The 26,095-nt window shown below is 37.8% G+C and carries 31 protein-coding genes; 22 read left to right on the forward strand and 9 right to left on the reverse strand.

Going from position 1 to position 26,095, the window contains the following annotated elements:
* Positions 1 to 50: 50 nt before the first annotated feature.
* Together pncB and ACP3T3_RS16770 are read right to left on the reverse strand one after the other, a co-directional pair.
* The gene (pncB, locus tag ACP3T3_RS16765; RefSeq protein WP_426476950.1) at positions 51 to 1,229 is read right to left on the reverse strand and encodes a nicotinate phosphoribosyltransferase; all 1,179 of its coding nucleotides are present in this window, start codon (positions 1,227 to 1,229) and stop codon (positions 51 to 53) included.
* Positions 1,230 to 1,325: 96 nt separating this feature from the next.
* Positions 1,326 to 1,802, reverse strand: coding sequence for a Dps family protein (locus ACP3T3_RS16770; RefSeq protein ID WP_426476951.1), 477 nt, complete (start codon positions 1,800 to 1,802; stop codon positions 1,326 to 1,328).
* Between the two features lie 454 nt (positions 1,803 to 2,256).
* Between ACP3T3_RS16770 and rpsL the strand changes: the two genes are divergently transcribed.
* The 7 genes from rpsL (at position 2,257) to ACP3T3_RS16805 (ending at position 9,196) form a co-directional block, all read left to right on the forward strand.
* Complete coding sequence (gene rpsL, locus ACP3T3_RS16775) at positions 2,257 to 2,670, forward strand: 30S ribosomal protein S12 (RefSeq protein ID WP_002983146.1); 414 nt, start codon at positions 2,257 to 2,259, stop codon at positions 2,668 to 2,670.
* Between the two features lie 23 nt (positions 2,671 to 2,693).
* Complete coding sequence (gene rpsG / locus ACP3T3_RS16780) at positions 2,694 to 3,170, forward strand: 30S ribosomal protein S7 (protein ID WP_426476952.1); 477 nt, start codon at positions 2,694 to 2,696, stop codon at positions 3,168 to 3,170.
* A gap of 6 nt (positions 3,171 to 3,176) precedes the next feature.
* Positions 3,177 to 5,294, forward strand: a complete 2,118-nt coding sequence (gene fusA / locus ACP3T3_RS16785; RefSeq protein WP_426476953.1) for an elongation factor G — start codon at positions 3,177 to 3,179, stop codon at positions 5,292 to 5,294.
* Positions 5,295 to 5,310: 16 nt separating this feature from the next.
* Complete coding sequence (rpsJ, locus tag ACP3T3_RS16790; RefSeq protein ID WP_002661363.1) at positions 5,311 to 5,616, forward strand: 30S ribosomal protein S10; 306 nt, start codon at positions 5,311 to 5,313, stop codon at positions 5,614 to 5,616.
* A 331-nt stretch (positions 5,617 to 5,947) separates the two neighbouring features.
* Positions 5,948 to 8,206, forward strand: coding sequence for a TonB-dependent siderophore receptor (locus ACP3T3_RS16795; RefSeq protein WP_426476954.1), 2,259 nt, complete (start codon positions 5,948 to 5,950; stop codon positions 8,204 to 8,206).
* A 14-nt stretch (positions 8,207 to 8,220) separates the two neighbouring features.
* Complete coding sequence (locus ACP3T3_RS16800; protein WP_426476955.1) at positions 8,221 to 8,508, forward strand: hypothetical protein; 288 nt, start codon at positions 8,221 to 8,223, stop codon at positions 8,506 to 8,508.
* A 187-nt stretch (positions 8,509 to 8,695) separates the two neighbouring features.
* Positions 8,696 to 9,196, forward strand: a complete 501-nt coding sequence (locus ACP3T3_RS16805) for a low affinity iron permease family protein (protein ID WP_426476956.1) — start codon at positions 8,696 to 8,698, stop codon at positions 9,194 to 9,196.
* Between the two features lie 31 nt (positions 9,197 to 9,227).
* Here the strand turns inward: ACP3T3_RS16805 and ACP3T3_RS16810 are convergent, their stop codons facing one another.
* The 7 genes from ACP3T3_RS16810 to ACP3T3_RS16840 form a co-directional block, all read right to left on the reverse strand.
* Positions 9,228 to 11,954: a hypothetical protein gene (locus ACP3T3_RS16810; protein ID WP_426476957.1), complete on the reverse strand. Its 2,727-nt coding sequence runs from the start codon at positions 11,952 to 11,954 to the stop codon at positions 9,228 to 9,230.
* A gap of 80 nt (positions 11,955 to 12,034) precedes the next feature.
* A complete protein-coding gene (locus ACP3T3_RS16815; RefSeq protein ID WP_426476958.1) occupies positions 12,035 to 13,012 on the reverse strand; it encodes a hypothetical protein in 978 nt (325 codons plus the stop codon).
* Positions 13,013 to 13,213: 201 nt separating this feature from the next.
* Positions 13,214 to 13,636 carry a hypothetical protein gene (locus tag ACP3T3_RS16820; protein ID WP_426476959.1) on the reverse strand — a complete coding sequence of 141 codons (423 nt, stop codon included), beginning with the start codon at positions 13,634 to 13,636 and terminating at the stop codon, positions 13,214 to 13,216.
* A gap of 158 nt (positions 13,637 to 13,794) precedes the next feature.
* Positions 13,795 to 14,604, reverse strand: coding sequence for a hypothetical protein (locus ACP3T3_RS16825; RefSeq protein WP_426476960.1), 810 nt, complete (start codon positions 14,602 to 14,604; stop codon positions 13,795 to 13,797).
* Positions 14,605 to 14,612: 8 nt separating this feature from the next.
* Positions 14,613 to 15,344 (reverse strand): MIP/aquaporin family protein, encoded by a 732-nt coding sequence (locus ACP3T3_RS16830; protein ID WP_426476961.1) that lies wholly within the window; start codon positions 15,342 to 15,344, stop codon positions 14,613 to 14,615.
* A gap of 23 nt (positions 15,345 to 15,367) precedes the next feature.
* On the reverse strand, positions 15,368 to 16,864 hold the full coding sequence (glpK, locus tag ACP3T3_RS16835) for a glycerol kinase GlpK (protein ID WP_426476962.1): 1,497 nt from the start codon (positions 16,862 to 16,864) through the stop codon (positions 15,368 to 15,370).
* Positions 16,865 to 16,874: 10 nt separating this feature from the next.
* On the reverse strand, positions 16,875 to 18,473 hold the full coding sequence (locus tag ACP3T3_RS16840) for a glycerol-3-phosphate dehydrogenase/oxidase (RefSeq protein WP_426476963.1): 1,599 nt from the start codon (positions 18,471 to 18,473) through the stop codon (positions 16,875 to 16,877).
* Positions 18,474 to 18,589: 116 nt separating this feature from the next.
* Here ACP3T3_RS16840 and ACP3T3_RS16845 point away from each other — a divergent pair, with 116 nt between their 5' ends.
* From ACP3T3_RS16845 to rpsN, 15 genes are all read left to right on the forward strand, one after another.
* The gene (locus tag ACP3T3_RS16845) at positions 18,590 to 19,354 is read left to right on the forward strand and encodes a DeoR/GlpR family DNA-binding transcription regulator (RefSeq protein WP_426476964.1); all 765 of its coding nucleotides are present in this window, start codon (positions 18,590 to 18,592) and stop codon (positions 19,352 to 19,354) included.
* 248 nt (positions 19,355 to 19,602) lie between these two features.
* Positions 19,603 to 20,229, forward strand: coding sequence for a 50S ribosomal protein L3 (gene rplC, locus ACP3T3_RS16850; RefSeq protein WP_115927399.1), 627 nt, complete (start codon positions 19,603 to 19,605; stop codon positions 20,227 to 20,229).
* The gene (gene rplD / locus ACP3T3_RS16855; protein ID WP_426476965.1) at positions 20,220 to 20,849 is read left to right on the forward strand and encodes a 50S ribosomal protein L4; all 630 of its coding nucleotides are present in this window, start codon (positions 20,220 to 20,222) and stop codon (positions 20,847 to 20,849) included. The genes rplC and rplD overlap by 10 nt, the downstream gene beginning before the upstream one ends.
* A 3-nt stretch (positions 20,850 to 20,852) precedes the next feature.
* On the forward strand, positions 20,853 to 21,143 hold the full coding sequence (rplW, locus tag ACP3T3_RS16860; protein ID WP_002983204.1) for a 50S ribosomal protein L23: 291 nt from the start codon (positions 20,853 to 20,855) through the stop codon (positions 21,141 to 21,143).
* A 22-nt stretch (positions 21,144 to 21,165) separates the two neighbouring features.
* Entirely contained in the window at positions 21,166 to 21,987 is an 822-nt protein-coding gene (gene rplB / locus ACP3T3_RS16865; protein ID WP_034678013.1) for a 50S ribosomal protein L2, read from the forward strand.
* 2 nt (positions 21,988 to 21,989) lie between these two features.
* Positions 21,990 to 22,268, forward strand: coding sequence for a 30S ribosomal protein S19 (rpsS, locus tag ACP3T3_RS16870; protein WP_002983209.1), 279 nt, complete (start codon positions 21,990 to 21,992; stop codon positions 22,266 to 22,268).
* A 2-nt stretch (positions 22,269 to 22,270) separates the two neighbouring features.
* Positions 22,271 to 22,669 carry a 50S ribosomal protein L22 gene (gene rplV, locus ACP3T3_RS16875; RefSeq protein WP_047096818.1) on the forward strand — a complete coding sequence of 133 codons (399 nt, stop codon included), beginning with the start codon at positions 22,271 to 22,273 and terminating at the stop codon, positions 22,667 to 22,669.
* A gap of 7 nt (positions 22,670 to 22,676) precedes the next feature.
* Entirely contained in the window at positions 22,677 to 23,426 is a 750-nt protein-coding gene (rpsC, locus tag ACP3T3_RS16880) for a 30S ribosomal protein S3 (protein WP_034694675.1), read from the forward strand.
* 97 nt (positions 23,427 to 23,523) lie between these two features.
* Positions 23,524 to 23,949: a 50S ribosomal protein L16 gene (gene rplP / locus ACP3T3_RS16885; protein ID WP_002983219.1), complete on the forward strand. Its 426-nt coding sequence runs from the start codon at positions 23,524 to 23,526 to the stop codon at positions 23,947 to 23,949.
* A gap of 12 nt (positions 23,950 to 23,961) precedes the next feature.
* Entirely contained in the window at positions 23,962 to 24,147 is a 186-nt protein-coding gene (gene rpmC, locus ACP3T3_RS16890) for a 50S ribosomal protein L29 (protein WP_089793291.1), read from the forward strand.
* Positions 24,148 to 24,159: 12 nt separating this feature from the next.
* Positions 24,160 to 24,414 (forward strand): 30S ribosomal protein S17, encoded by a 255-nt coding sequence (rpsQ, locus tag ACP3T3_RS16895; RefSeq protein WP_042720938.1) that lies wholly within the window; start codon positions 24,160 to 24,162, stop codon positions 24,412 to 24,414.
* Positions 24,415 to 24,416: 2 nt separating this feature from the next.
* Positions 24,417 to 24,785: a 50S ribosomal protein L14 gene (gene rplN / locus ACP3T3_RS16900; RefSeq protein WP_002983226.1), complete on the forward strand. Its 369-nt coding sequence runs from the start codon at positions 24,417 to 24,419 to the stop codon at positions 24,783 to 24,785.
* A 21-nt stretch (positions 24,786 to 24,806) separates the two neighbouring features.
* On the forward strand, positions 24,807 to 25,133 hold the full coding sequence (rplX, locus tag ACP3T3_RS16905) for a 50S ribosomal protein L24 (RefSeq protein ID WP_185249056.1): 327 nt from the start codon (positions 24,807 to 24,809) through the stop codon (positions 25,131 to 25,133).
* Positions 25,134 to 25,144: 11 nt separating this feature from the next.
* Positions 25,145 to 25,696, forward strand: coding sequence for a 50S ribosomal protein L5 (gene rplE, locus ACP3T3_RS16910; RefSeq protein WP_047427599.1), 552 nt, complete (start codon positions 25,145 to 25,147; stop codon positions 25,694 to 25,696).
* A 3-nt stretch (positions 25,697 to 25,699) separates the two neighbouring features.
* Positions 25,700 to 25,969: a 30S ribosomal protein S14 gene (rpsN, locus tag ACP3T3_RS16915; RefSeq protein WP_002983233.1), complete on the forward strand. Its 270-nt coding sequence runs from the start codon at positions 25,700 to 25,702 to the stop codon at positions 25,967 to 25,969.
* Positions 25,970 to 26,095 lie beyond the last annotated feature (126 nt).

Raw genomic sequence — 26,095 nt, forward strand, 5'->3', positions numbered from 1 at the left:
AATCTGACGTCTGATATCTAAAATCTGACGTCTGATATCTAAAATCTAATTTAATCCTTTATTCTTAAAAATTCTTTCGCCAGTTCGATCATCTTTGGATCTCCGGTATATTTACCATGCTCATCGGATAATTTTACCGTAGGAATCCATTCTTTGTTTGGAGCCTGTACACCAATTAATTTCATTACAATATTCATTGGTTTTACTCCTACATCATTTGTAAGATTGGTTCCTATTCCGAATGAAATACCAATTTTTCCTCTGCAGTAATTGGTAATTTCTTCTACTTTTTCAAGATTTAAAGCATCAGAAAAAATAATGTACTTAAACATAGGATTAATGCCGTTCTTTTGATAGTGGGCAATTGTTTTATCGGCAAACTCTAAAGCATCACCACTGTCATGGCGTACACCATCAAAAAGTTTTGCAAATTTTTTATCAAACTGCTGGAAGAAAACATCAGTAGTATACGTATCAGATAAAGCTACTCCAAGGTCGCCTCTGTAAACATCTACCCAATGTTCCAGTGCCATTTCATTCGCCATTTTGAATCCATATTCGGCAGCATGGAACATAAACCATTCATGAGCATGCGTTCCGATGGGCTTTACCCCATACTTCATGGCAAAATGAACATTTGAACTTCCGATAAATGTAGACTCTTTTTTCTGCGTTAAAGCTTCCATCACCAGGTTTTGTACCTTATAAGAATGTCTTCTCCTGGTTCCAAATTCTGCAAATGTTACTCCAAGTCTTCCTAATGAGTCTGCCTTTTCTATCGTTTTGCTCATTACCACTTTATTGGAATCTCTTTCCATGTGGTTCATTTCATAATGCAGCTCACTGATCAATGCAAGCAGCGGAACCTCCCAGAGAATCGTTCTGTACCAAAGTCCTTCTACAATAACGGAAAGGTCGCCGCCTTCCTGGTGGATTTTCACTTCAGACGGATCGTAATGATAGCCTTCTAAAAAATCAAGGTAGGGCAGATCAATATAGGGACATGTTCTTGCCATGAACTTTTTTTCATCTTTCGTAAGTTTAAGTTCAGCCATTTTATTCACAGCTTCTCTTAAAGCAACGTCAAATCCTTCCGGAAAATGGTGCTTTCCCCTGTTGATAAATTCATACTTTACAATAGAACTTGGGAATAGTTTTACCACAGCATTCTGCATGGTTATTTTATAGAAATCATTATCCAGGATAGAGTTTAGTCTCACGTCGCTCATAATATGTGTAATTTTAACGCAAATATAAAAATAAAAAATAAAATCGCCTAAATGTAAGGCGATTTTTTTGAAATATTTCCATGCTTTTGATGGAGCTTATTTTCCAAGATAAGAATTGTACATCCATACTTCTTTCTCCTGCTCGGTAATATAGTCACTCATTTGCGAATTTGTACCCTCATCTCCTGCCTCATCCGTAATATCTAAAAGTTCTCTCTGCAGATCAATCACTACTTTGAATGAATTTAGGATCTGCTCAACACTTTTTGTGCCATCTGTAACTTCTTTACTTTCTTTAATAGTAGCTACTTTTAAATAATCTGAATAGTTGTGTGCCGGAGTTGCTCCTAACGTAAGGATTCTTTCTGCAATTTCATCAATCTTTAATACAAGGCTGTTATACAGTTCTTCAAACTTCGGGTGAAGGGTAAAAAACTGCTCTCCTTTGATATTCCAGTGAGAACCTCTTGTATTCTGATAAAAAACAGAATAGTTGGCCAACAGTACATTTAGCTTTTCAGAAATTTTTTTGCAGTCGGCTTCATTAAGGCCAATAATACTAGCGTTCTTCATATGTATATATTTAATTATTTAAGGTTAAAATTCAATTACCATCTTCAGCGGAGTAAAAACTGTGAAGATTGTAGTGGGACCAATAAGTTTATCATTTTGTATAGCTCAAATTTACGAAATATCGTGCCGACTAGGGCTGATTGTTAATAGATGGTAACTATAAGAAAGTTTTTAAAAATAGTTTGGATGTATCGGATTAGATTTTCGGATTGCGTTGAACTGAAAAGCTTATTTATCTTAAGGCTGTAAATTTCATAATTAATTAATACTTCTTTTTTTATCATTGAAAAGCAGATATTTCCTGTTTCTTTCCGCATGTATATTATGCTTCTCTGATGGTCATATTGAAATGTCTGCTATTTTTGATGTAAGTATTTGATTTTAATTTTTATATAAGTATTTGCAGATTAAAAAAATATTCTTATTTTTGCACCCTAAAATAAAAAGCAATTAAATGCCTACTATTCAACAATTAGTAAGAAAAGGAAGAGCCACGCTTGCCAAGAAGAGCAAATCGGCTGCCCTTGATTCTTGTCCACAAAGACGTGGTGTATGTACGAGAGTATATACTACTACACCTAAGAAACCTAACTCTGCACTTAGAAAAGTAGCAAGGGTAAGACTTTCTAACGGTAAAGAAGTGAATGCCTATATCCCGGGCGAAGGACATAATCTTCAAGAGCACTCGATAGTATTGGTTAGAGGCGGAAGGGTGAAAGACCTACCGGGAGTACGTTACCACATCGTAAGAGGTGCTTTAGACACAGCTGGTGTAAATGGAAGAACTCAGAGAAGATCTAAGTACGGAGCTAAGAGACCTAAACCAGGACAAGCAGCTGCTGCTCCTGCAAAAGGAAAGAAAAAATAATCATTAAATAAGGTACAAAAGCAATGAGAAAGACAAAAGCGAAAAAAAGACCGTTGTTACCAGATCCGAAATTTAATGATCAATTGGTAACGAGATTCGTAAACAACTTAATGCTTGACGGTAAGAAGTCAATCGCATTCAAAATTTTCTATGATGCATTAGAGATCGTAGAAACTAAAAAAGGGGAAACTGAAAAAACTGCACTTGAAATCTGGAAAGATGCACTTACAAATGTAATGCCTCACGTAGAAGTACGTTCTAGAAGAGTAGGTGGAGCTAACTTCCAGATCCCTATGCCAATCAGAGCTGACAGAAAAATTTCTATGGCAATGAAATGGTTAATCAAATATTCTAAAGCTAGAAATGATAAGTCTATGGCTTTGAAATTAGCTAACGAAGTTGTAGCTGCTTCAAGAGAAGAAGGTGCTGCTTTCAAAAAGAAATCTGATACTCACAAAATGGCGGAAGCTAACAAAGCTTTCTCACACTTCAAATTCTAATCTGAAATGGGAAGAGATCTTAAATTTACAAGAAATATTGGTATCGCTGCTCACATTGATGCAGGTAAGACTACCACTACAGAAAGGATTCTATTCTATACAGGGGTAAACCACAAAATTGGAGAAGTTCACGATGGTGCTTCTACAATGGACTGGATGGAGCAGGAAGCAGAAAGAGGTATTACTATTACTTCTGCAGCTACCACTTGTTCTTGGAACTTTCCAACAGATCAAGGAAAACCTGTTGCTGAAACTAAGCCTTACCACTTCAACATCATCGATACACCGGGACACGTTGACTTCACAGTAGAAGTAAACAGATCTTTGAGAGTATTGGATGGATTGGTATTCTTATTCTCTGCAGTAGATGGAGTAGAGCCTCAGTCTGAAACAAACTGGAGACTTGCTGACAACTACAAAGTGGCTAGAATGGGATTTGTAAACAAAATGGACAGACAAGGGGCTGACTTCCTTAACGTGGTAAACCAGGTTAAAGATATGTTAGGATCTAACGCCGTTCCAATCGTTTTACCAATCGGTGCTGAAGAAGATTTCAAAGGTGTTGTTGACTTAATTAAAAACAGAGCGATCATCTGGGATGAAGCAGGACAAGGAGCTACTTTCGAAGTAGTGCCAATTCCTGAAGATATGAAAGATGAAGTTCTTGAATATAGAGAGAAACTAGTAGAAGCTGTTTCTGAGTATGACGAAACTTTGATGGAGAAATTCTTCGAAGATCCGGATTCAATTACAGAAGAAGAAATCAATGCTGCATTGAGAGCTGCTACTATCGATTTATCTATTATTCCAATGACTTGTGGTTCTTCATTCAAGAATAAAGGAGTACAGTTTATGCTGGATGCGGTATGTAAATACCTTCCTTCTCCATTGGATAAAGATGATATCAAAGGTACTGATCCAAGAACAGATGCTGAAATTACAAGAAAGCCATCTGTAGATGAGCCTTTTGCAGCTTTAGCATTTAAGATTGCTACTGACCCGTTCGTGGGAAGATTAGCATTCTTCAGAGCTTACTCTGGAAGACTGGATGCCGGTTCTTATATCTTGAACACCCGTTCAGGAGATAAAGAAAGAATCTCAAGAATCTATCAGATGCACGCTAACAAGCAAAACCCGGTAGAATATATTGAAGCTGGTGATATTGGTGCAGCAGTAGGATTCAAATCTATCAAAACTGGTGATACAATGTGTGATGAGAAAAACCCGATCATTCTTGAATCTATGGTTTTCCCTGATCCGGTAATTGGTATCGCTGTTGAGCCTAAAACTAAAGCTGACCAGGATAAAATGGGTAACGCTCTAGCTAAATTGGCTGAAGAAGATCCAACGTTTACTGTTAGAACTGACGAAGCTTCTGGACAAACGATTATCTCTGGTATGGGTGAGCTTCACTTAGATATCATTGTTGACCGTATGAAGAGAGAGTTCAAGGTTGAAGTAAACCAGGGACAGCCTCAGGTAGAATACAAAGAAAACTTAACAAAAGTTGCTCAACACAGAGAAGTTTACAAAAAACAATCTGGTGGTAAAGGTAAATTTGCTGATATTGTATTTGAACTAGGACCTGCAGACGAAGGTAAAGTTGGTTTAGAATTCATCAATGAGATCAAAGGTGGTAACGTTCCTAGAGAATTTGTTCCTGCAATTGAAAAAGGCTTTAAAGCTGCAATGAAGAACGGTCCTTTGGCTGGTTTCGAAGTTGAAGGTATTAAAGTGGTTCTTAAAGATGGATCTTTCCACGCGGTGGATTCTGATGCTCTTTCATTTGAAATGGCTGCTAAATTAGGATTTAAAGAAGCGGGACGTGCTGCTAAGCCAGTAATTATGGAGCCTATTATGAAACTGGAAGTTGTAACTCCGGAAGAATATATGGGTAATATCATTGGTGACCTTAACAAGAGAAGAGGTACTATCAGTGGTCAGGAAGAGAAAAATGGAGCTGTTGTAATCAAAGGTTCTGTTCCACTTTCTGAAATGTTTGGATATGTTACTACTCTAAGAACACTTTCATCAGGAAGAGCTACTTCTTCTATGGAATTAGAGAAGTACCAGGCTACTCCACAAAACGTTGCTGAAGAAATCATAGCTAAAGCAAAAGGTTAATTTTTAAATTAAAGAAATGTCACAAAGAATCAGAATAAAACTAAAATCTTACGATTATAACTTGGTAGACAAGTCTGCTGAGAAAATCGTAAAAACGGTAAAGGCTACTGGTGCTGTTGTAAACGGTCCTATTCCATTACCAACGAATAAGAGAATCTTCACAGTGTTGAGATCTCCGCACGTAAACAAGAAAGCAAGAGAGCAGTTCCAACTTTCAGCTCACAAGAGACTAATGGATATCTACTCTTCTTCTTCTAAAACTGTTGATGCTCTAATGAAATTAGAACTTCCTTCAGGTGTAGACGTTGAAATTAAAGTGTGATAAATGCATACTTTGCAATGATTATACAATCCGTTCCTTTTAGGGACGGATTTTTTTATGCTTATTTCTTTCCGGCAGCAGGTTAAACTCCTGTTAGAAGAGGATGGCTTTACCAGTAGAAATCTGCTTTTTTTCAATTGTATTTCTTTTAATCATAAAAGGTCCAGGGAATATTACTTTTAAGGATAGGATAAATGCGCTTAGGGATTTTAAAGAGTCCTTGAGAAAGATTAATGATCTGATATTAATAGCTCTTTTCAGGGTGACATATGTCACTTTGTTTTATTTATTTAGAATTAATAAAAATAATAATTTTGCAAAAAATTATCAGATGAATAAAGTAGTATCCTTTTCTCTGCTATTATTAGGTGGGGTTCTGGCCAATGCACAGAAAGTAAATGATTCAGTTAAACACAAGAAAATTGAAGAAATAGAAGTCTTTGGTGAAAGAAAAAAACAGCCGCAGGGGCTGGAGGCAATTACCAGATTGCCGTTGAAAACCAGAGATCAGATTCAGAGTATTTCTGTCATCTCCCATAAAGCAATTGAAGAATTAGGAGCACTTACTGTCACTGATGTTGCCAAAAACGTTCCGGGAGTGACGCTATTCTCGAGCTATGGAGGCGGAAGTGAGAGTATGTCGATCAGAGGATATCGTGGAGTTCCTGTACTGAAGAACGGAGTACAGATGGATTCTGATTTCCGTACTGCGGGAATGATGACCGATATGCAGGGAGTAGAAAGTATTCAGGTAATCAAAGGTTCTGCTGCAGTAAGTCAGGGGATCGGAAATGGTTTGGGATCTGCAGGTGGAGTTATCAATGTTGTAACCAAGAGACCTCAGTTTATTGATCAGACGAATGTAGGATTCCGTTACGGAAGCTGGGATTTTTACAGGCCTACAGTAGATTTCCAGCGGGTTTTGGACTCTCAGGGCAAAGTAGCCGTAAGGTTCAATGGAGCTTACCAGAACAACAATTCATTCAGAAGCCATGTAAAAGGAGAAAGGATTTATGTGAATCCATCAGTCGCTTTCCGTCCGGATGATAAAACATACATCAATGTAGAGATGGATTATTTGCATGACAAAAGAACCCCCGATAGAGGAACTATTAACCTGGCACCTGGAAATGTAGAAGCGTTATATCATATGCCAAAAGGTAAGTTCCTGGGGTATACCTCAGATTATGCCAAAACGGAAACCTACAATTTTGCCACCACTGCTATCCGTCAGCTTACTAATAAGCTTAAAGTGAGAGCTGCTTTCGTGAACTCTGTGACCAACTCAGATAACGAAGCTTCATCAATCTCATTGCCGGCCGGAGGTACAGATTATAACATCAGACAACGTACTATTGGTAAATCCGAATCATTAGATATCAACAGAGTTCTACAGTTGGATTTCATTGGTGAGAATGTAAAAACAGGAATCATCAACCATACCTTCCAGGTGGGATTCGACTGGAGAGAAACAGAAACATCTGCTGTAACTTATGAAGCATATAAAAACTCTATTGCTGCAGGAAACTTAATTACTGCAAGACCTACAGAGATTGATGGTGTGAAATATGCCGCCAATCCCCTTGATACATTTGACGTAGTCAACGGATCTATTCCCAATGCACTTCCGGTAAATGTTATTTATAAAAGCCTGGGACGTTCCAATACGGTATTGACTCCAAGTATCGGAGCAATGGCTCAGGATGTAATGTCAATCGGTAAATATGTAAAAGCACATTTGGGAATCAGATACAGCAGACTGAATGGCTCTGCCAATGAATCGGTAGATACATGGAACCCTAATTTCGGGTTAATCATTTCTCCAATTGAAAATATTAATGTTTTCGGATCATATACAACAACAACTTCATTGAGATCTTCCAACAATATTCTTCAGGCTGGTGGGTTGGTAGGACCATCACATACAAAACAATGGGAAGCAGGAATCAAGTCAGACTGGTTTAATGAACGTTTGAGATTTAATGTTACCTGGTTTGATATTAATACCGATAATCTTTCATTCCAGATTCTGGATGCCAACTATAACCCGGTCAGAGATGCCGATAAAAATATCCTTTACGGATTAGCTGGTAACTTAAGAAGAAAAGGACTGGAGGTAGAGCTGATAGGAAGAATTTTACCAAATCTTCAGGTGATGTCAGGATGGGCATACCTTGATGCGCAGTATCAGGACAGCCCGGCGTATATCAATGGCTCAAGACCAATGAATGCTCCCAAACATACAGCGAATGCATGGCTGAATTACAAATTTAACAAAGGTCTGTTAGACCGATTAGATATAGGAGCAGGAATTTATTATGTGGGACAGCGCCCGGTTGACGAGTGGACCCAGAAAACATTCACAGCAGGCCACATCAACAGTGTAAAACCGGGAGATCAGCCTTTTGATATGCCGGAATACACAACCGTAGATGCCCAGGTAGGATATTCTTTGAAAAATGGAATGGGACTAAGAGTGTTCTTTAATAATATTTTTGACAGCGTAGGATACAGCTCTTATTTCAGAGGAGGATACATAGACCAGATCCAGCCCAGAAACTTTGCTGTACAGGTAAACTATAAATTTTAATCAGATAAACAAGTATGAAAAACATAAAAATAATATTCTTATCATTAATTGCCGGTGCGGGTATTGCTTCATGTTCAGAAGAACATTTGTCTGAAGAGGAACTGAAAACAGCCAGAGAAAATATTGAAAAACATTACAATAAACCTACAAGCATATATTCTTGGGGCAACATTTCTCCCTGGAAGGATCATTGGAATACTCCATTTTATCCAAAAGCTTTTTCACCTGTTCAAATCGGAAAGAGTATGATCGCAGAAGAAAAGAAAGAGCTGGAAAATCGTTTCTCAGGACGAACCCAATAACATAATCTCAAACATTCATATTAACTTTAATTCAGGAACATTAAGGCAGAAGCTCTGTCTTAATGTTTTTTTTACCGAATAAGTGGAGAATTCCTCATCTCATGTCAGTCTTTAAATTCCTGTAATTGATTTTATTTTTCGCAAGTCAGATTAATTTTTTATACATTTATTATCTAAAACCAGAGATATGAGTCACCAAGGAAATCATTTTTTTGAAAAATTTTCAAACTGGGCGGTAAGATTTACCGGTAGTCCCCATGCATTTATAGGAGCTTTCCTGATAGTAGTGGTGTGGGCGGTTACCGGTCCTTTTTTTAACTATTCTGAAACCTGGCAGCTGGTCATCAACACCGGAACCACCATCATTACTTTTCTGATGGTATTCCTGATTCAGAAAGCTCAAAACAAAGATTCGAAAGCAATACAGATCAAGCTGAATGAAATGATAGCCGCCCACGAAAAAGCCAGTAACAGGATTGTAGATATTGAAGATCTTACAGAAGCGGAATTGGATCAGCTCCACTGCTATTATGAAAGGCTTGCCCAGCTGGCTAAAAAAGATGCTGATATCCATACCTCCCATTCTATAGACGCAGCACAGAGAAATCAGGATTACAAATATGAGTTCTTCAAACGAAAGCATGATGAATGGATGAATAAACAGGAACAAAAAAAGGAATCGAATTGATTCCTTTTTTTTGTAACTTATTTTAACATGATTATCTCATGAAATAATTGAAATAACTGCAGCTACCCATTAAGTTCTTCGTGGTTTCAGTATCGGAATACTGAGCTTTCAGCTGGGCAAAATAGGTTCTGTATTTTTGATTTTTAAGATTGTCCATTTCTTTTTGGCGGGCCTCTTCTTTTTCGGACCATTTCGGATCAGAATAATCAAAATCTTTTGGCGCTTTCGCTTCATACTGGTAATATTTACCTTGCTCAGCACTCGCCATCTGGAATAGGATTCTTGCTTTTTCTTCCTTGTTGTTTGAAAGCTTAAGTGCCTTTTGGTAATAGTTGATGGACAGATCAAAATTATCAGGTTCAATATAAGAAGTATCCAGGAAGTTTTTATAATAATACTTATAAGGGTTCTTTCTATCTGTGTTCCAGAAATCGTATTTACCTCCGTTGCTGTTGTCGATATCCATTACAAACAGCTGGCGGTAATATCCTAAAATAGAAGTATTGTACAATAAGTTTCCGATAAGCTGGTTGGCTTTTGCTGCTTTTTCACCGGTTCCGGCTCCAATCTTCTTAAGCTGAATCAGTGCATCTGCCAGTTGAAGTTTATCCATGCTTGTTTTGATGAAAGGGAAATCGGTATAATTTTCCGCTTTCATACTTTCGGTATCAGGACTTCCAAAACTTTCCCATACATTATGACCAAATACAAGATGGGAAATATTTTTAAATCCGTCATATTCGGCAGGGGTATATTGTTTGGCTGTTATGGTTTGGCCATTCTTTTCTGTCCACTCATAATTTTGTCTTGGTATACCGGCAAAGCTTTTAGCTTTTTCATAATAAGATTTTGCCTTTTCAAAATCAGCAAGTCTCATCGCTCTGTCACCGTAAATTGTATTGAAGAACGCATCTATGTTACCTACGCTGTCCATGTTTTTGGCGATAATCTGCTGTTCAAACTGTGTTTTATCAGGTTTTCTGTAAAACGCTTCCACACTTTTTACCAGACCGGAATTTGGATTGTATTGAAGATCCGAAAGCTTATTATTCATCAGGAATGATTTGCCGTCTTCTCCCTGAAGGAAATAGCGGTTTGCCAGCACATCCTTAAGGAAATCTGCAGTAGAAGGAGCTTCTCCATAATAATCAAAATTATCTGTAGCAACAGTGTCCTTTTCTACTTTTTTCTCTACAAAATATTCGGCATAATCTTTCATCAGACGATCTTCATATGCTGCGTCAATTCTTGGCTGGGAAACGATATCATTGAGAACCTTCATTCTTTTGATTTCTTCCAGGTACTCAGGATTGGCTGTTTTAATACCGTTCAGGATTTCTGTGCTTCCTTTATAGTCTTTTTTAAGGAATTTCAGATAAGCATCTGCAATCTGCCAATATTCATCCTTAGACTTTTCTTTGGTTTTGTCGGTGAACTTCTGAAGATCATCGAGGTAGTCTTTCATTTTACCATCATATCCATAACCTGAAGTTGTGTAAAACGGAATTCTGTTTGGATTGTCCAGTAATTCATCATCACTCTGATCTGTTTTACTTCCATCAGCAGATTCTTTAGATTTAGAACCTCCGAAAAGGTTTTTAAAGAACCTTACAATTTTTTGCCAGAAAGAAAGTTTTTCTTCTTTTACTTCTGTGGTGGCAGCAGCTTTGGTATTTTTTGAAGGTGTATTATTATCGGCTTTGCCTCTTTGTACATAGGGATTGTTTGCTGCATCAGAAGTGTAATAATACACAGGAAGATAGCTTCTCTCCAGCTCATTGATGCTTCTGGCGGCCATTACCTTCAGGATCTCAGAATCAGGATTGATCTCGTACATCTTTTCCATGATGGGAATAGGATTATTAAAATCTTCATACCCTAAAAGAAAATATGCCATATTCTTTTCTTCATTCGTGTTGGCCCTTTTCATGATATTGCTGAAAGAGGCTGTGTCAGAAAGCTTCATAGAAACGAATGCTGATTCTTTGCGGTCTTTGCTGTTCATGAATACCTGGAAGAAGTTCCAGTTGGCATCGCTGTTCATTTCCAATCCTCTTTGTGCTCCGGCGAGTTGGTCAAGAGACATGAAATACACGGTTCCTTTTAATTTAATTGGAGCGACATAGGTTTTGAAAGCCTGTACTGCGGAGTCGTAATTTCTGGTATAATGATTCAGACGTACCAGCTGATATCCGTAGCGTTGTTTTATTTCAGGGTTTCTTGCTGCATTATATAAAGAAGTTAGGGCAGCAATGGTTTTATGATAGTCAAGAGCTGTAGCATTCTTCCTGTTGGCATCTCTGTCATAGTAAAATGAATTCTCACTTTCAATATAATTGATGCTCATATAAGGTTCCAGATATTTGGCCTCAATTAAATAATCAATGCCTTCCTTATACTTCTGGTAAAATCCGGTACCTAGCTTTTGTAAAAGAGGCTGGGTGGGGTTTCCATTTTTTAAAGTATTCAGATCATTCATGCTTATTTTATACACCAGATCCTGAGTCTCGGTGTAACTAAGCTGATTGTTAAAAAATTTTTTCCATGTGTCCACATTATCATCTGGAATCAATGAAGGGTTGTATCCTCCATAGAACCTGCTTGAATAGTTGTGCAGAAAAGGGAGATAAGCTTTGTCCCTGATAATGCTTTGTGTAAAAAGGTTGAAATAATCATAATCAGGATCTGACCATGCGCAGGCGTCAGATTGAGTATAGAAAAGTGATACAACCGCAAGTGAAAGAATATACTTTTTCATAGGGTTTGTCGTGTTTTTTTAGTTTTATAATAGTTTATGGTTTGGTTCTGGCAATGGTATGCCTCTATCTCTGGAGAGATTTAAAATTTCCGGTCTGGCACAAATTTACTATCTAATTGATAATAAATAATATTAAAATGTGGTATTTTTTTCTCCAAAAAAGAAATGACCTTGTCAAGTTGTTCTCCGGATATTTCTTCTGCCTTTATTTTAAATCCTTTGTTTAAGTAACTTCCAAAGTAGAACCCATCTTTCAGAACCTCAATTTCATGATCGGATATCTTTTTGAAGTTTGGGTTTTCCAGATCTCTTTTGGATAGGGCATTGATCAGTTTATGTTTTCCCAGATGGTTCGTGACAATCCCCCAGGAATAAATAGGAAGTGCTACTTCAATTTTTTTAATAGGGTAGTCTTCCATTTTCGAAAGGTAACTCGTGAGAATATTAACATCCAGAATAGAATTTTTATCAGAATTTTCCAGCGGTGATGAAGTGGAATAGCACATCAGATATACTTTTTCCACAGGAGGAATTCCTGTCTGTTTTTTATCTTTTACCTGATGAAGCCTAAGTGTGCAGGTGATTGTCTTCCCGGAAATTCTCTTGAGCTCTTTCAGAAATTTAAAATAATCATTCCGTGTTCCGGCTGTCCAGTCACAGTCGATCTGAATTTCATTATTTGTTTTCAGATGATATTCTTCTGCCTTTTTCTGAACTAAAAGATGAATGCTTTCTGCCAGAAATTGGATTTCTTCTGCAGAAATACCCAGCAATGTCTGATTGGTAATGAAAACCGTAGGAACAATCTGCTTATCTGTCTGAAAACTGTTGTCTCTGGTAATCACTGCCACCGGCTGAAATTTTCCGTTCACTTTATCTACATCAAAGAATCTGGTGTATACATAAGGGACGGTAGCCTGGTCCAATATTTTTTTCTCTTCATGATCAAGCTTTAGCTTGGTTTTCCAGTAATAAAATGTGTAGGGATGATTCTCTTTCCTGCTGCATGACACAATAAGAAAAAGAAGAAATATAAATAAAATTTTAAAATTTTTCATAGGTGTAAATCATTCGGGCGGCCACCATTCGGTTCAGCTATAATTTTTTCAAAAGTAAAGATATTTAAGCAGAATATAAACCGTAAAAATCCGGTGATTGTTAAAGGAATTTATAACGTGATATTTCTGTTTTATTGAACCGGTCATTCCTGTAACAAGAAAGCCACCCCAATGGAGTGGCTCTCAATATATACTATTTTACTACTTGAAAAATTCACTTTCGCATGTACAGGTTTCTTTATTGACACTTTCGCTGGATGAACAGCAGCCTTCAAGGTTCCGGACATTTCCTTTTTCATCGGTAAGGTAGATTTTATCTTTGTCAAATTTCACAAAAAATGTTTCTTCAAATTTTTTAAAAACCACTTTCATTACCTTATTAGGTGCATATTTGCCGGCATTGATTTCTTCCGTTGTTTCTTTTCCGTCAGCCTGGTTCACCTGAACATATCCAAAATGTACATCCCCATTATCTTTTACGTCCAGATAATAATGAGGAGTGCCGGTGCCGCTATACCCTTTCATCAGGTCAAAATTTCTGTATCCTACAAAAGGAACCTTTTCCTGCTGCGCCCATGTAAAAATACTGATGCACAGAATGATTAAACTGAGAATCTTTTTCATAAATATTTTTTTCAAATGTAAAGATATTTAAGCAAAATATCCACCGTAAAAACCCGGATTTAGAATAACAATTCAGAATAAAAACGATTATTTGTCTGGTAGGAACATAACAACAAAACCACTCTGTTGGGAGTGGCTTGTCTATAATTTTTTTAATATTAAAAAACGGTTGCTGCAAGCTGAATCCTTGCATACTTGTTGGATGGATTCCACATGGCCATCATTGATACAGGAAGACTGTAATGATCGGTAATCTTAATTGCTTTTCCGGCTTTTACTCCTATATTGACAATATCGAAACTGTTCTTACCATTGCCATACAAAAAGGTTTTGTCGTTAAGAGCAAATCCTGTTCCTACAAATGCATCCAGATTTACTTTCTGTCCTTTGATGACGGGATAGCTTGCCTGTACATAGGTAGAATATCTGTTCTTTTTGTAGGTTCCGTCAGTTTCCAGGATGACTTCTCCCGCATTCGCTCCCCCATACAGCATGATGTCAGCTTCAATATTGATCGGAAATGAAGGTCCGAAAGTATAGTTGGTCCTTAAATCAATAATATGGGCAGTCCTTCTTTGTGAGTAGCTGAAAATATCATCTGCCGCTACTGCAGTATTGATATTCCTGGAATTGTAAAGATCCCATAATCCGATATAAAAACGTCCGTCAGAATACTGAACATAATAATTGATCTCTTTATAATGGGTGTTGTCTTTATCATCCGCCAATGCAGAAGCGCCCCAGATTCCTACCTTCCATTTCTTTTCTGCGTCTAAAGCATAAGAAAGGTTGCCCATCATCACAGGTTTATCCGTAATGATAAGTCCTCTCCATAAGTGATTGTTCTGAATATTGGCTGTAAAATCAAGCCTTCCTTCTTTTGCTTCCGCGGTTTCACCACTTTCCTGTGAAAATAACCTTCCTGTGCCTAAAGCAAGAAAGAAGATTCCCTTAAAGACTTTTTTCATTATCTGTACTATTTTAAAAATCCATATAAAACTGCCGCGATAATAGCTCCTGTAATGGGTCCTATTACAGGGATCCACGCATAGCTCCAGTCGCTGCTTCCTTTTACAGGTAAGATGGCGTGCATGATTCTTGGAGCAAGATCTCTTGCCGGGTTAATGGCATATCCCGTAGTTCCTCCCAAAGATAAGCCGATTGCCCAAACTACAAATGTAACGGGAATGGCTCCTATTGACCCGAGACCCACTTTGGCGGCTGGGTCTGCCTGTAACGAAATACTGGGATCCGCAAAGTAAAATACACAGAATACCAGCACAAATGTTCCTATAATCTCGCTGATAAGATTGGAAGACGTTTTTCTGATGGCAGGAGCTGTACTGAAGCATGCCAGTTTTGCGCCTTCATCTTCCGTAATGGCAAAATGATCTTTATGAAACAGCCATACCAAAAATGCACCCAGCATTCCTCCGATCATTTGGGCTGCTATATAAGAAGGAACCAGATCCCATGAAAATTTTCCTGCCGCAGCAAGACCGATAGTCACAGCCGGGTTCAGGTGGGCCCCACTTATTGGCCCCGCAACGGTTACTCCCACGAAAACGGCGAGTGCCCAGGCGGTAGTAATAACAATCCATCCGGAATTATTTCCTTTCGTATCTTTTAAGACAACATTGGCTACAACACCGTTGCCTAACAATATAAGAAGCATCGTTCCGATAACTTCTGCAATAAATGGGGTCATATAAGTTTTTTTTAATAGGTGAATTAATCTTCTATCCAGTTTTGGGCACTTTTTACAGCTTTCTTCCAGAAGTGAGTCATTTTATCCACTTGCTCCCTTTTCAGCTGAGGGTGGAAGTCTTTATCTATAATCCATTGTTCCTGGATTTCATCTATGCTTTTCCAGTATCCTACTGCAAGTCCTGCAAGATATGCCGCTCCGAGGGCCGTTGTTTCCAGTGTTTTGGGTCTTGTTATTTTAAATCCGAAAAGGTCAGACTGTATCTGCATCAGAAGATCACTTGCCGATGCACCGCCATCTACTCTGAGCTCAAGACTCTCTCTTCCTGAATCTGCTTCCATTGCCTTTACAATCTCATACACCTGAAATGCTATTCCTTCCAGTGTTGCTCTGGCAATATGTCCGTCTGTAGTGCCACGGGTAATTCCTACAATAGTTCCGCGGGCATACTGGTCCCAGTAAGGAGCGCCAAGACCCGTAAGCGCAGGAACGAAATAAACCCCTCCGTTATCTTCTACAGAGGCTGCCAGCTCATTCACCTGCTCGGAAGAATGAATAAGCTTAAGACCGTCTCTCAGCCATTGAATAGCTGCTCCGCCTACGAATACACTTCCTTCCAGGGCATAATTGACTTCTCCATTGATTTTCCAGGCTACGGTTGTAAGAAGATTGTTTTTAGAAGAAACAGCTTCCGTTCCGGTATTCATTAATAAGAAACATCCTGTTCCGTAAGTGTTTTTTACCATTCCGGGAGTGGTACACATCTGTCCGAATAAGGCAGCCTGCTGATCCCCTGCAATCCCTGCGATTGGAATTTTGGTGGAGAATAGGGTAGTAGCCGTCTCTCCGTATATTTCACTGCTCTGCTTTACTTCAGGAAGAATAGCTTTAGGAATTTTGAATAGCTCTAATAAGTCATTATCCCATTCTAAAGTATGGATGTTCAGAAGCATTGTTCTGCTGGCATTGGAAACATCTGTGATAAACATTTTTCCGCGGGTAAGTTTCCATACAAGCCATGTGTCAATGGTTCCGAAACATAATTTTCCTTCTTCAGCTTTTTGTCTTGCTCCTTCCACATGATCAAGAATCCACTTTAGCTTGGTAGCTGAAAAGTAAGCATCAAGAACAAGTCCTGTTTTTTCTTTGATCATTTCTGCGTGACCCTGCTCTTTCAGTTCATCACAGTATTTAGAAGTTCTGCGGTCCTGCCATACAATAGCGTTGTAGATGGGTTCGCCGGTTTCTTTATCCCAGACAATGGTTGTTTCACGTTGATTGGTAATTCCTATTGCGGCAACTTCCAGCCCGGAGATTCCTGCTTTCGCTATAACTTCTGCGGCTACAGAGATCTGTGAAGACCAGATTTCGTTGGGGTCGTGTTCTACCCATCCCGGAGTAGGGAATATCTGTCTGAAGTCTTTCTGAGATATATACTTAATTTCTCCACTATGGTTGAAGAGAATCGCTCTGGAGGAAGTTGTCCCCTGATCTAGAGCGAGGATAAGCTTTTCATTCATGTATATAGTGCTAATTTAGGTTGATAACTTTAGGTGAATAAGAAGTTAATAAATACCCTCTTGCTAATTCTATGAACTCATTTTCCTGCTGCTGTGCCCATTCTTCAGAATATCCTTTTTCTTCAGCAATGATTCTTGCTACATGATGAGCACTGTCTATAGCAGCTCTTGCATCCAGGAAGAGTAAACGTACTCTTCTTGCCAGAATATCTTCAATGGTTTCTGCCATTTCCGCTCTTATTGCCCATACCACTTCTGCTACAGTGAAAGGGTGATCCGGATGGATTCTTTGAGCGTAACGCGGATTGCTTTGCTGTAATGCTTTAATGGCAGGAATATCAGATCCATAAACATACAGATGATTGGTTCTGTCTACCTGTTCCGGTTTTACATTTCCATGGATGGAAAGGTGTTCCGTTTTAGATGGGCTGTTTCCCAATCTGTGAACTTTTATGGCTTCGTCTACAGTGTCTTCTGCCATTTTACGGTATGTGGTCCATTTTCCTCCGATGATAGAAACCAGGCCAGTCTCTGATGTAATGACTTTATGGCTTCGGGAAACTTCTTTGGTGCTTTTGCTTCCGTCTTTAGGAGCAGCAAGCGGACGAAGACCTGCGAAAACTGATTTTACATCTTCACGCGTTGGCTTTTTAGCTAAATACTGTCTTGCTGTATTTAAAACAAAGCTGATTTCCTCTTCCAGCGCACGGGGTTCAAAGCTTTCATCCTTTAATAGGGTGTCTGTTGTTCCTACCAAAGCTCTGTCGTGCCATGGAACAACAAATAGAACCCTGCCGTCTGAGGTTTTCGGTATCATGATTGCATCATCGCTTTTCAGGAAGGATTTATCCAGCACAAGGTGAATTCCCTGGCTGGGTACCACAAGCTTACCATGCTTAGGATTATTCATGTTGAGAATGTCATTCGTAAATACACCAGTGGCGTTGATGACTACTTTACCATGAATCTGGTATTGCTGTTTGGAAAACTGGTCTTCTGCAACTACGCCGATTACTTTATCTGAGCTGTCTTTTAAAAGGTTGACTACCTTTACATAGTTGACAGCGCTTCCGCCTTTTTCAATAATAGTTTGGGTAAGGTTAATAGCCAGTCTGGCATCGTCAAACTGTCCATCCTGGTAAACAACACCACTCATTAAGTGATTTTGTTCAATAGTAGGAAGCTTTTCGATGGTTTTTGATTTACTGATGTATTTTGTTTTACCCAGACTCAGCTTGCCGGCAAGAAAATCATAAACAGATAGTCCTATCTTATAATAGATTCCTCCCCACCATGTATAGTTTGGGATAATGAAAGACTGATTTTTTACGATATGTGCTGCGTTTTTTGCTAACAGCCCTCTTTCCTTCAATGCTTCTTTTACCAATCCGACATCTCCCTGGGCTAGATATCTGACTCCGCCGTGTACCAATTTGGTACTTCTGCTGGATGTTGCTTTTGCGAAGTCATGAGATTCAAGCAATAAAGTTTTGAATCCTCTGCTTACCGCATCTAATGCTGAACCTAAACCACTGGCTCCTCCTCCTATGACAATAAAGTCCCATTCTTTTACATTGGTTAACTTACTGAGTTCTTCGTTTCGTTTCATAAATGTTTCGTTTATGTTTCGTTTTCAAATATATAAATTAAAAATGAAAGCAAAAAGAAAATAAATGAAATTTTTAAATGTCGGAAAAAATCGGTATTTTTGAGGAAACGAATACAATGGAAAAGCTATTACCAAGGCAGGATGAAATACTTAAAGAGCTTCAGGAGAAAGGGCATGTGCTTGTTCAGGATCTGTGTGAAAAGCTTAATGTTTCTTCGGTTACGATCCGAAAGGATCTGAACTATCTCGAAAGCCTGGGGCTTCTTTTCCGAAACCATGGAGGAGCGAGTAAGCAGGTAAGGTATGCTTATGAAAAAAATGTTGATGAAAAAGAAAATATCAATGTGGAAGCGAAACAGATTATTGCCAAAGCTGCATTATCCCTGATTCAGGAAAATGACTGCATTATACTGGCGTCCGGAACAACGATGCATTATCTGGCCAGGATGCTGGTGAACTTTGGCCCGCTTACGGTGCTGACATCTTCTTTGCGGGTAGCTATTGAACTTTGCAATAATCCCAATATTAATATCATACAGCTGGGAGGTGAAGTGCGGAAAAGCTCTACTTCTATAGTGGGGTCTATTTCTGAACAAATCCTTAAGCAGTTTTCGTGCAATAAGCTTTTTCTGGGTGTGGATGGGATTGATCCTGAATTCGGAATCAGCACTTCCAATGCTGCTGAAGCTCATCTGAATCAGATTATGATGGAATGTGCAGATCAAACGGTGATTCTCGCAGATTCTTCAAAATTGAATAAAAAAGGATTTGGAAAAATTGCTGCGTTGGATCAGGTGGATTATCTTATTACAGATGCGGGTATTTGTGCCGAAGACAGGGCGGAGCTGGAAGAAGCAGGGGTAAAGGTTATAGCCCAGTAAAATCTTCATCTTAATTTCTTTTTTAAAATCAAAATAAATCTTTGGGAAATTTGTTCTGAATTTTTCCGGAATCATCTAATTGATTAAAAATCAAAATATTTTACCTGAAATATTTGTCAGTTACAAAATTATTTATAAATTTGCACACTCATTTTAGGAGCGTAGTATGCCTATATCAAAAGTAGAATTACTTCAGACTTCCCAAAAATGGTGATAAATAAAGGATAAATTTTATTATAACATAAACAATGTCAGGTATTATTGGTAAAAAAATCGGTATGACATCTTTGTTTAACGAAGAAGGGAAAAACATTCCTTGTACAGTTATTCAAGCTGGTCCATGCTCGGTTTTACAGGTCAGAACCTTAGAAAAAGACGGTTATAAAGCTGTTCAATTAGGTTTCGATGACAAGAGTGAGAAGAACGTTGGTAAAGCGTTAGCTGGTCATTTTAAAAAGGCTGGTTCTGCTCCTAAAGCTAAGTTGGTTGAATTCTACAGAGAATTCGTTGATGAAGTAAAAGTAGGAGAAGAAGTGAAAGTTGATTTATTCGCTGAAGGTGAATTTGTTGACGTAACAGGAACTTCAAAAGGTAAAGGCTTCCAGGGTGTTGTTAAAAGACACGGATTTGGAGGTGTAATGCAGGCAACTCATGGACAGCACAACAGACTTAGAGCTCCAGGTTCTATCGGTGCTGGTTCAGACCCTTCAAGAGTATTCAAAGGGATGAGAATGGCTGGAAGAATGGGAGGTAAGCAGGTAACTGTTCAAAACCTTCAAGTGTTAAAAGTTGATCAAGAACAAAATCTTTTAGTAGTAAAAGGTGCTGTTCCGGGAGCTAAAAATTCTTATGTAATTATCAGAAAATGGAACTAGTAGTATTAAATACATCAGGAAAAGAGACCGGAAGAAAAGTAACTCTAGACGAAACAGTATTCGGAATTGAGCCAAATCAGCACGCGGTTTACTTAGAAGTTAAACAGTATCTTGCTGCTCAAAGACAAGGTACTCATAAAGCAAAAGAAAGAAGCGAAATTACAGCTTCTACTAAAAAGCTTAAGAAGCAAAAAGGATCAGGATCTGCTAGATATGGTGATATCAAATCTCCAGTATTCAGAGGTGGAGGTAGAGTATTCGGACCAAAACCGAGAGACTACAGATTCAAATTGAACAAAGCTCTTAAGAGATTAGCGAAAAAATCTGTTTTATCTCAGAAAATGAGAGATAACAGCATCAAAGTTTTAGAAGATTTGAGCTTTTCAGCTCCTAAGACTAAAGATTTTATCAATGTATTAAATGCATTGGAACTTAACGGTAAAAAATCTTTATTCGTTCTTCCTGAAGCTAACAAGAATGTGTATTTATCTTCAAGAAACTTGCCTAAAGCTAAAGTAATGAACTTCAATGAAATTAGTTCTTACGATTTAGTAAACGCTGGTGAGATCATTTTCTTCGAAGGTGCAGTTGAAAAATTCCAGGAAAATTTAAAGAAATAAATCATGTCAGTTATTATTAAACCAGTTATTTCAGAAAAGGCTAATTACCTTACAGATTTAAGAGGTTCTTATTCTTTCTTAGTTAACCCTAAGGCGAATAAAATCGAGATCAAAAAAGCTGTTGAAGCGGCTTACGGTGTAAAAGTAGCAGACGTTAACACAATGATTTATGCTCCGAAGGTTTCTTCAAAATACACTAAAAAAGGTCTTCAAGTAGGAAAGACAAATAAATTGAAAAAAGCGGTAATCAAGCTTGCTGAAGGTGAGGTTATCGATATTTTTGCTGTAAATTAATTATTAATTATAAATAATAGTAATGTCTGTTAGAAAATTAAAACCTATCACCCCGGGACAGAGATTCAGAATTGTAAACAATTTTGAGGAAATTACTACCAACAAACCAGAGAAATCTCTAACAGTTGGTATTAAAAAGTCAGGTGGACGTAACCAAACAGGTAAAATGACCATGCGTTACACCGGAGGTGGACACAAAAAGAAATACAGAATTATTGACTTCAAAAGAAACAAAGCAAACGTTGAAGCAACTGTAAAATCTGTAGAATACGATCCAAACAGAACTGCATTTATCGCTTTATTAGAGTATGCTGACGGAGAGAAGAGATATATCATCGCTCCAAACGGTATCAAAGTTGATCAGAAAGTAGTGTCAGGAGAAAGCGTTGAACCTAACGTAGGTAACGCAATGAAATTGAAAAACATTCCATTGGGTACCGTTATCTCTTGTGTTGAAATGAAGCCTGGTCAAGGTGCAATTTTAGCAAGAAGTGCTGGTTCTTCAGCTCAATTAACTTCAAGAGATGGAAAATATGCAATCATCAAATTGCCTTCAGGAGAATCAAGAATGATCCTTACTGAATGTATGGCAATGATTGGTTCTGTTTCCAACTCAGATCACCAATTAACTGTATCAGGTAAGGCTGGTAGAAGCAGATGGTTAGGTAGAAGACCAAGAACAAGAGCGGTTGTAATGAACCCTGTAGATCACCCAATGGGTGGTGGTGAAGGACGTTCTTCAGGAGGTCACCCAAGATCTAGAAACGGTATGCCGTCTAAAGGTTACAAAACTAGAAAGAAAAACAAAGTGTCTAACCGTTACATCGTATCTAAAAGAAAATAATTATGGCAAGATCACTTAAAAAAGGACCGTTCATTCATCATACTTTAGATAAGAAGGTTCAGGCAAATATAGAGTCTGGTAAGAAGACAGTTATCAAAACTTGGTCTAGAGCATCTATGATCTCTCCGGACTTCGTAGGACAAACTATTGCTGTGCACAACGGGAAATCTTTTATCCCGGTTTACGTTACAGAAAACATGGTTGGTCACAAGTTAGGCGAATTTTCTCCAACAAGATCTTTCAGAGGTCATGGGGGTAATAAAAACAAAGGAAGCAGATAATCATGGGATCAAGAAAACAAGATAGTTCAATCGCAAGAAAAGAAGCTAACAAAGACGTTGTAAAAGCTTCATTAAATAATTGCCCGTCTTCTCCAAGAAAAATGAGATTAGTTGCTGATATCATTAGAGGAGAGCAGGTAGATAAAGCTCTTTATATCCTAAAATATTCTAAGAAGGATGCTTCTAACAAGTTAGAGAAATTACTTCTTTCTGCTATGGCAAACTGGCAGACTAAAAACGAAGGTGCGGATATCGAAGAAGCTAACCTTATCGTTAAAGAAATCTTCGTGGATAGTGCAAGACAATTGAAGAGACTAAGACCAGCTCCACAAGGTAGAGGGTATAGAATCAGAAAAAGATCTAACCACGTTACATTAATCTTAGGTAATAAAGAAAATTAATCAAGGTATGGGACAGAAGACAAATCCAATTGGTAATAGATTAGGTATCATCAGAGGATGGGATTCTAACTGGTTTGGTGGAAACGATTATGGAGACAGAATCGCTGAAGACTACAAAATCAGAAGATACCTTGAGGCTAGATTATCTAAAGGTGGTATTTCAAAAATCTATATTGAAAGAACACTTAAATTAGTAACAGTTACAATCACTACTGCTAGACCGGGACTTATCATCGGTAAAGGAGGTCAGGAAGTTGATAAATTGAAAGAAGAATTGAAGAAACTTACAGGTAAGGATATTCAAATCAACATCTTCGAAATCAAAAGACCTGAATTAGACGCTGTACTGGTTGCTGATAGTATTTCTAAGCAAATTGAAAACAGAATTTCTTACAGAAGAGCTGTTAAAATGGCAATGGCAAGTACTATGAGAATGGGTGCTGAAGGTATCAAAGTTCAGATCTCTGGTAGATTAAACGGAGCTGAAATGGCAAGATCAGAATCTTTCAAAGAAGGAAGAATTCCATTGTCAACTTTCAGAGCTGATATCGATTACCACTGGGCAGAAGCTCACACTACTTACGGTAGATTAGGGGTAAAAGTTTGGATCATGAAAGGTGAAGTTTACGGTAAAAGAGAACTTTCTCCACTAGTGGGACAACAGAAAAAAGGAGGTCAGTCAGACAGAGGAAACAGAGGAGGAGACAGAGACAACAGAAGACCTAGAAAAAACAACAACAATAACAATAATAATTAAAATTTTAGATTAGAAATTTTGAATTTTAAATTACCGTTACTTTTTTAAAATAAAAAAAATCTAAAATCTAAAATCTAAAATCTAAAATTTAGAAATTATGTTACAACCAAAAAGAACCAAATTCCGTAGAGTTCACAAGATGAAGATGAAGGGGAATGCCCAAAGAGGTAGTCAACTTGCTTACGGAACTTTTGGGATCAAAGCAACGGAAGGAGCTTGGATCACTGCTAGACAAATTGAAGCAGCTCGTATCGCTGCAACAAGATATATGAAGAGAGAAGGTCAACTATGGATCAAAATCTTCCCGGATAAGCCAATTACTAAGAAACCAGCGGAAGTACGTATGGGTAAAGGTAAAGGTGCTGTTGAATATTGGGTAGCTGTAGTAAAACCAGGTAAAATTATGTTCGAAGTTGGAGGAGTTCCTTACGAAGTAGCGAAAGAAGCACTTAGACTTGCTGCACAAAAATTACCAGTAGTTACTAAATTCATCGTTGCTAACGATTTTGTTAAACCTCTATAATCTTTGAATACAATGAAAAAAGCTGATATTAAAAATTTAAGCGCGGGTGATATTCAAGCTCAATTAACTGAAGCAAAAGCTCAATATTCTAAATTGAAATTGGCTCATGCAATCAGCCCAGTTGAAAACCCGATTCAAATCAGAGATTTGAGAAAAACAATCGCAAGACTAAACACTGAGTTAACTAACAAACAATAATTTCATTTTACAATGGATAGAAATTTAAGAAAAGAAAGAATCGGAGTGGTTTCCAGCAATAAAATGGAAAAAACTATTGTTGTTAGTGAAACTACAAGAGTAAAGCACCCGATGTACGGTAAATTCGTATTAAAAACGAAAAAATATACTGCACACGACGAGAACAACGAATGCACAGAAGGTGATACAGTTTTGATCCAAGAAACTAGACCTTTGAGCAAGAACAAGAGATGGAGATTAGTAAGAATCATTGAAAAAGCTAAGTAATAATGTTACAAACAGAATCAAGATTAAAAGTTGCTGATAACACAGGTGCAAAAGAAGTACTGGTTATCAGAGTTCTGGGAGGAACCAGAAGAAGATATGCTTCAGTTGGTGATAAAATCGTTGTTACTATCAAGGATTCTACGCCATCAGGAAACGCTAAAAAAGGTCAGGTATCTAAAGCTGTAGTAGTAAGAACTAAAAAAGCAGTTAGAAGAAAAGATGGTTCATACATCAAATTCGACGACAATGCTTGTGTATTACTAAACGCAGCAGGAGAAATGAGAGGAACGCGTGTTTTCGGACCGGTTGCTCGTGAGTTGAGAGACAAAGAATATATGAAAATCATTTCATTAGCTCCTGAAGTACTTTAATTTTAAAAATTTTTAAAAGAAATGTCAAAGTTAAAAATAAAAAGAGGAGATAACGTAATCATTACTACTGGTAAGAAAGATATCAAAGGTAAGACTGGTGAAGTTATTGAAGTGATCAAGAAAGAAGGAAGAGACCCTAGAGTAGTTGTTGCAGGACTTAACATCATCAAAAAGCACGTTAAGCCTTCAGCTTCAAATCCTCAAGGAGGAATCGTTGAGAGAGAAGCTTCTATTCATATCTCAAACGTAGCTTTAGTTGGTAAAGACGGAAAAGCTATCAAAATCGGTTACAAAATCGAAGGAGATAAGAAAGTAAGAATCAACAAAAAAACGGGTGAAACTTTATAATTTGAATTAACATGGAATTTATAGCAAGACCCAAAAAAGCATATAAAGAGACAATTGTTCCTGCAATGATGGAAGAATTCGGGTATAAGTCAATCATGCAAGTACCTAGATTAGAGAAAATCGTTGTATCACAAGGTTTAGGAGATGCTACTGCAGATAAGAAAATTATTGATTATGCTGTAGAAGAATTGACAAACATCACAGGTCAGAAAGCAGTAGGTACTATCTCTAAGAAAGACGAGGCTGCATTCAAACTAAGAAAAGGGATGCCTGTAGGTGCAAAAGTAACATTGAGAGCTCACAGAATGTATGAGTTCTTAGACAGACTTACTTCTTCTGCTTTACCACGTATCAGAGATTTCTCTGGTATCAAAGCAGATGGTTTCGATGGTAGAGGTAACTACAACTTAGGTATTACTGAGCAGATTATCTTCCCTGAAATCGTAATTGACAAAGTGAAAAAAATCCAGGGGATGGACATCACTTTCGTTACTACTGCGAAAACAGATAAAGAAGCTAAAGCATTATTAACTCACTTCGGTTTACCATTTAAAAAGAACTAAGAAATGGCTAAAGAATCAATGAAAGCGCGTGAGCGCAAAAGAGAAGCACTAGTTGCTAAATACGCTGCTAAAAGACAAGCTCTTAAAGAAGCTGGTGATTACGAAGGACTTCAAAAATTGCCTAAAAATGCTTCTCCTGTAAGATTACACAACAGATGTAAATTGACAGGTAGACCAAGAGGATACATGAGAACGTTCGGTATTTCCAGAGTAACTTTCAGAGAAATGGCAAACAACGGTCTTATCCCGGGAGTAAGAAAAGCCAGTTGGTAATAATTACTAATTAAAAAATCGGGACAATTAAGTTGTCAGGATACTAAAGAATAAAAATATCAGACCGAAGATTTCTGACGTCTGATATTTTAATCTTCAAGTCCTTTCAAAACTGATTGTTCTTTA

The sequence above is a fragment of the Chryseobacterium sp. CBSDS_008 genome (genome assembly GCF_049959325.1).
Classification (GTDB): domain Bacteria; phylum Bacteroidota; class Bacteroidia; order Flavobacteriales; family Weeksellaceae; genus Chryseobacterium.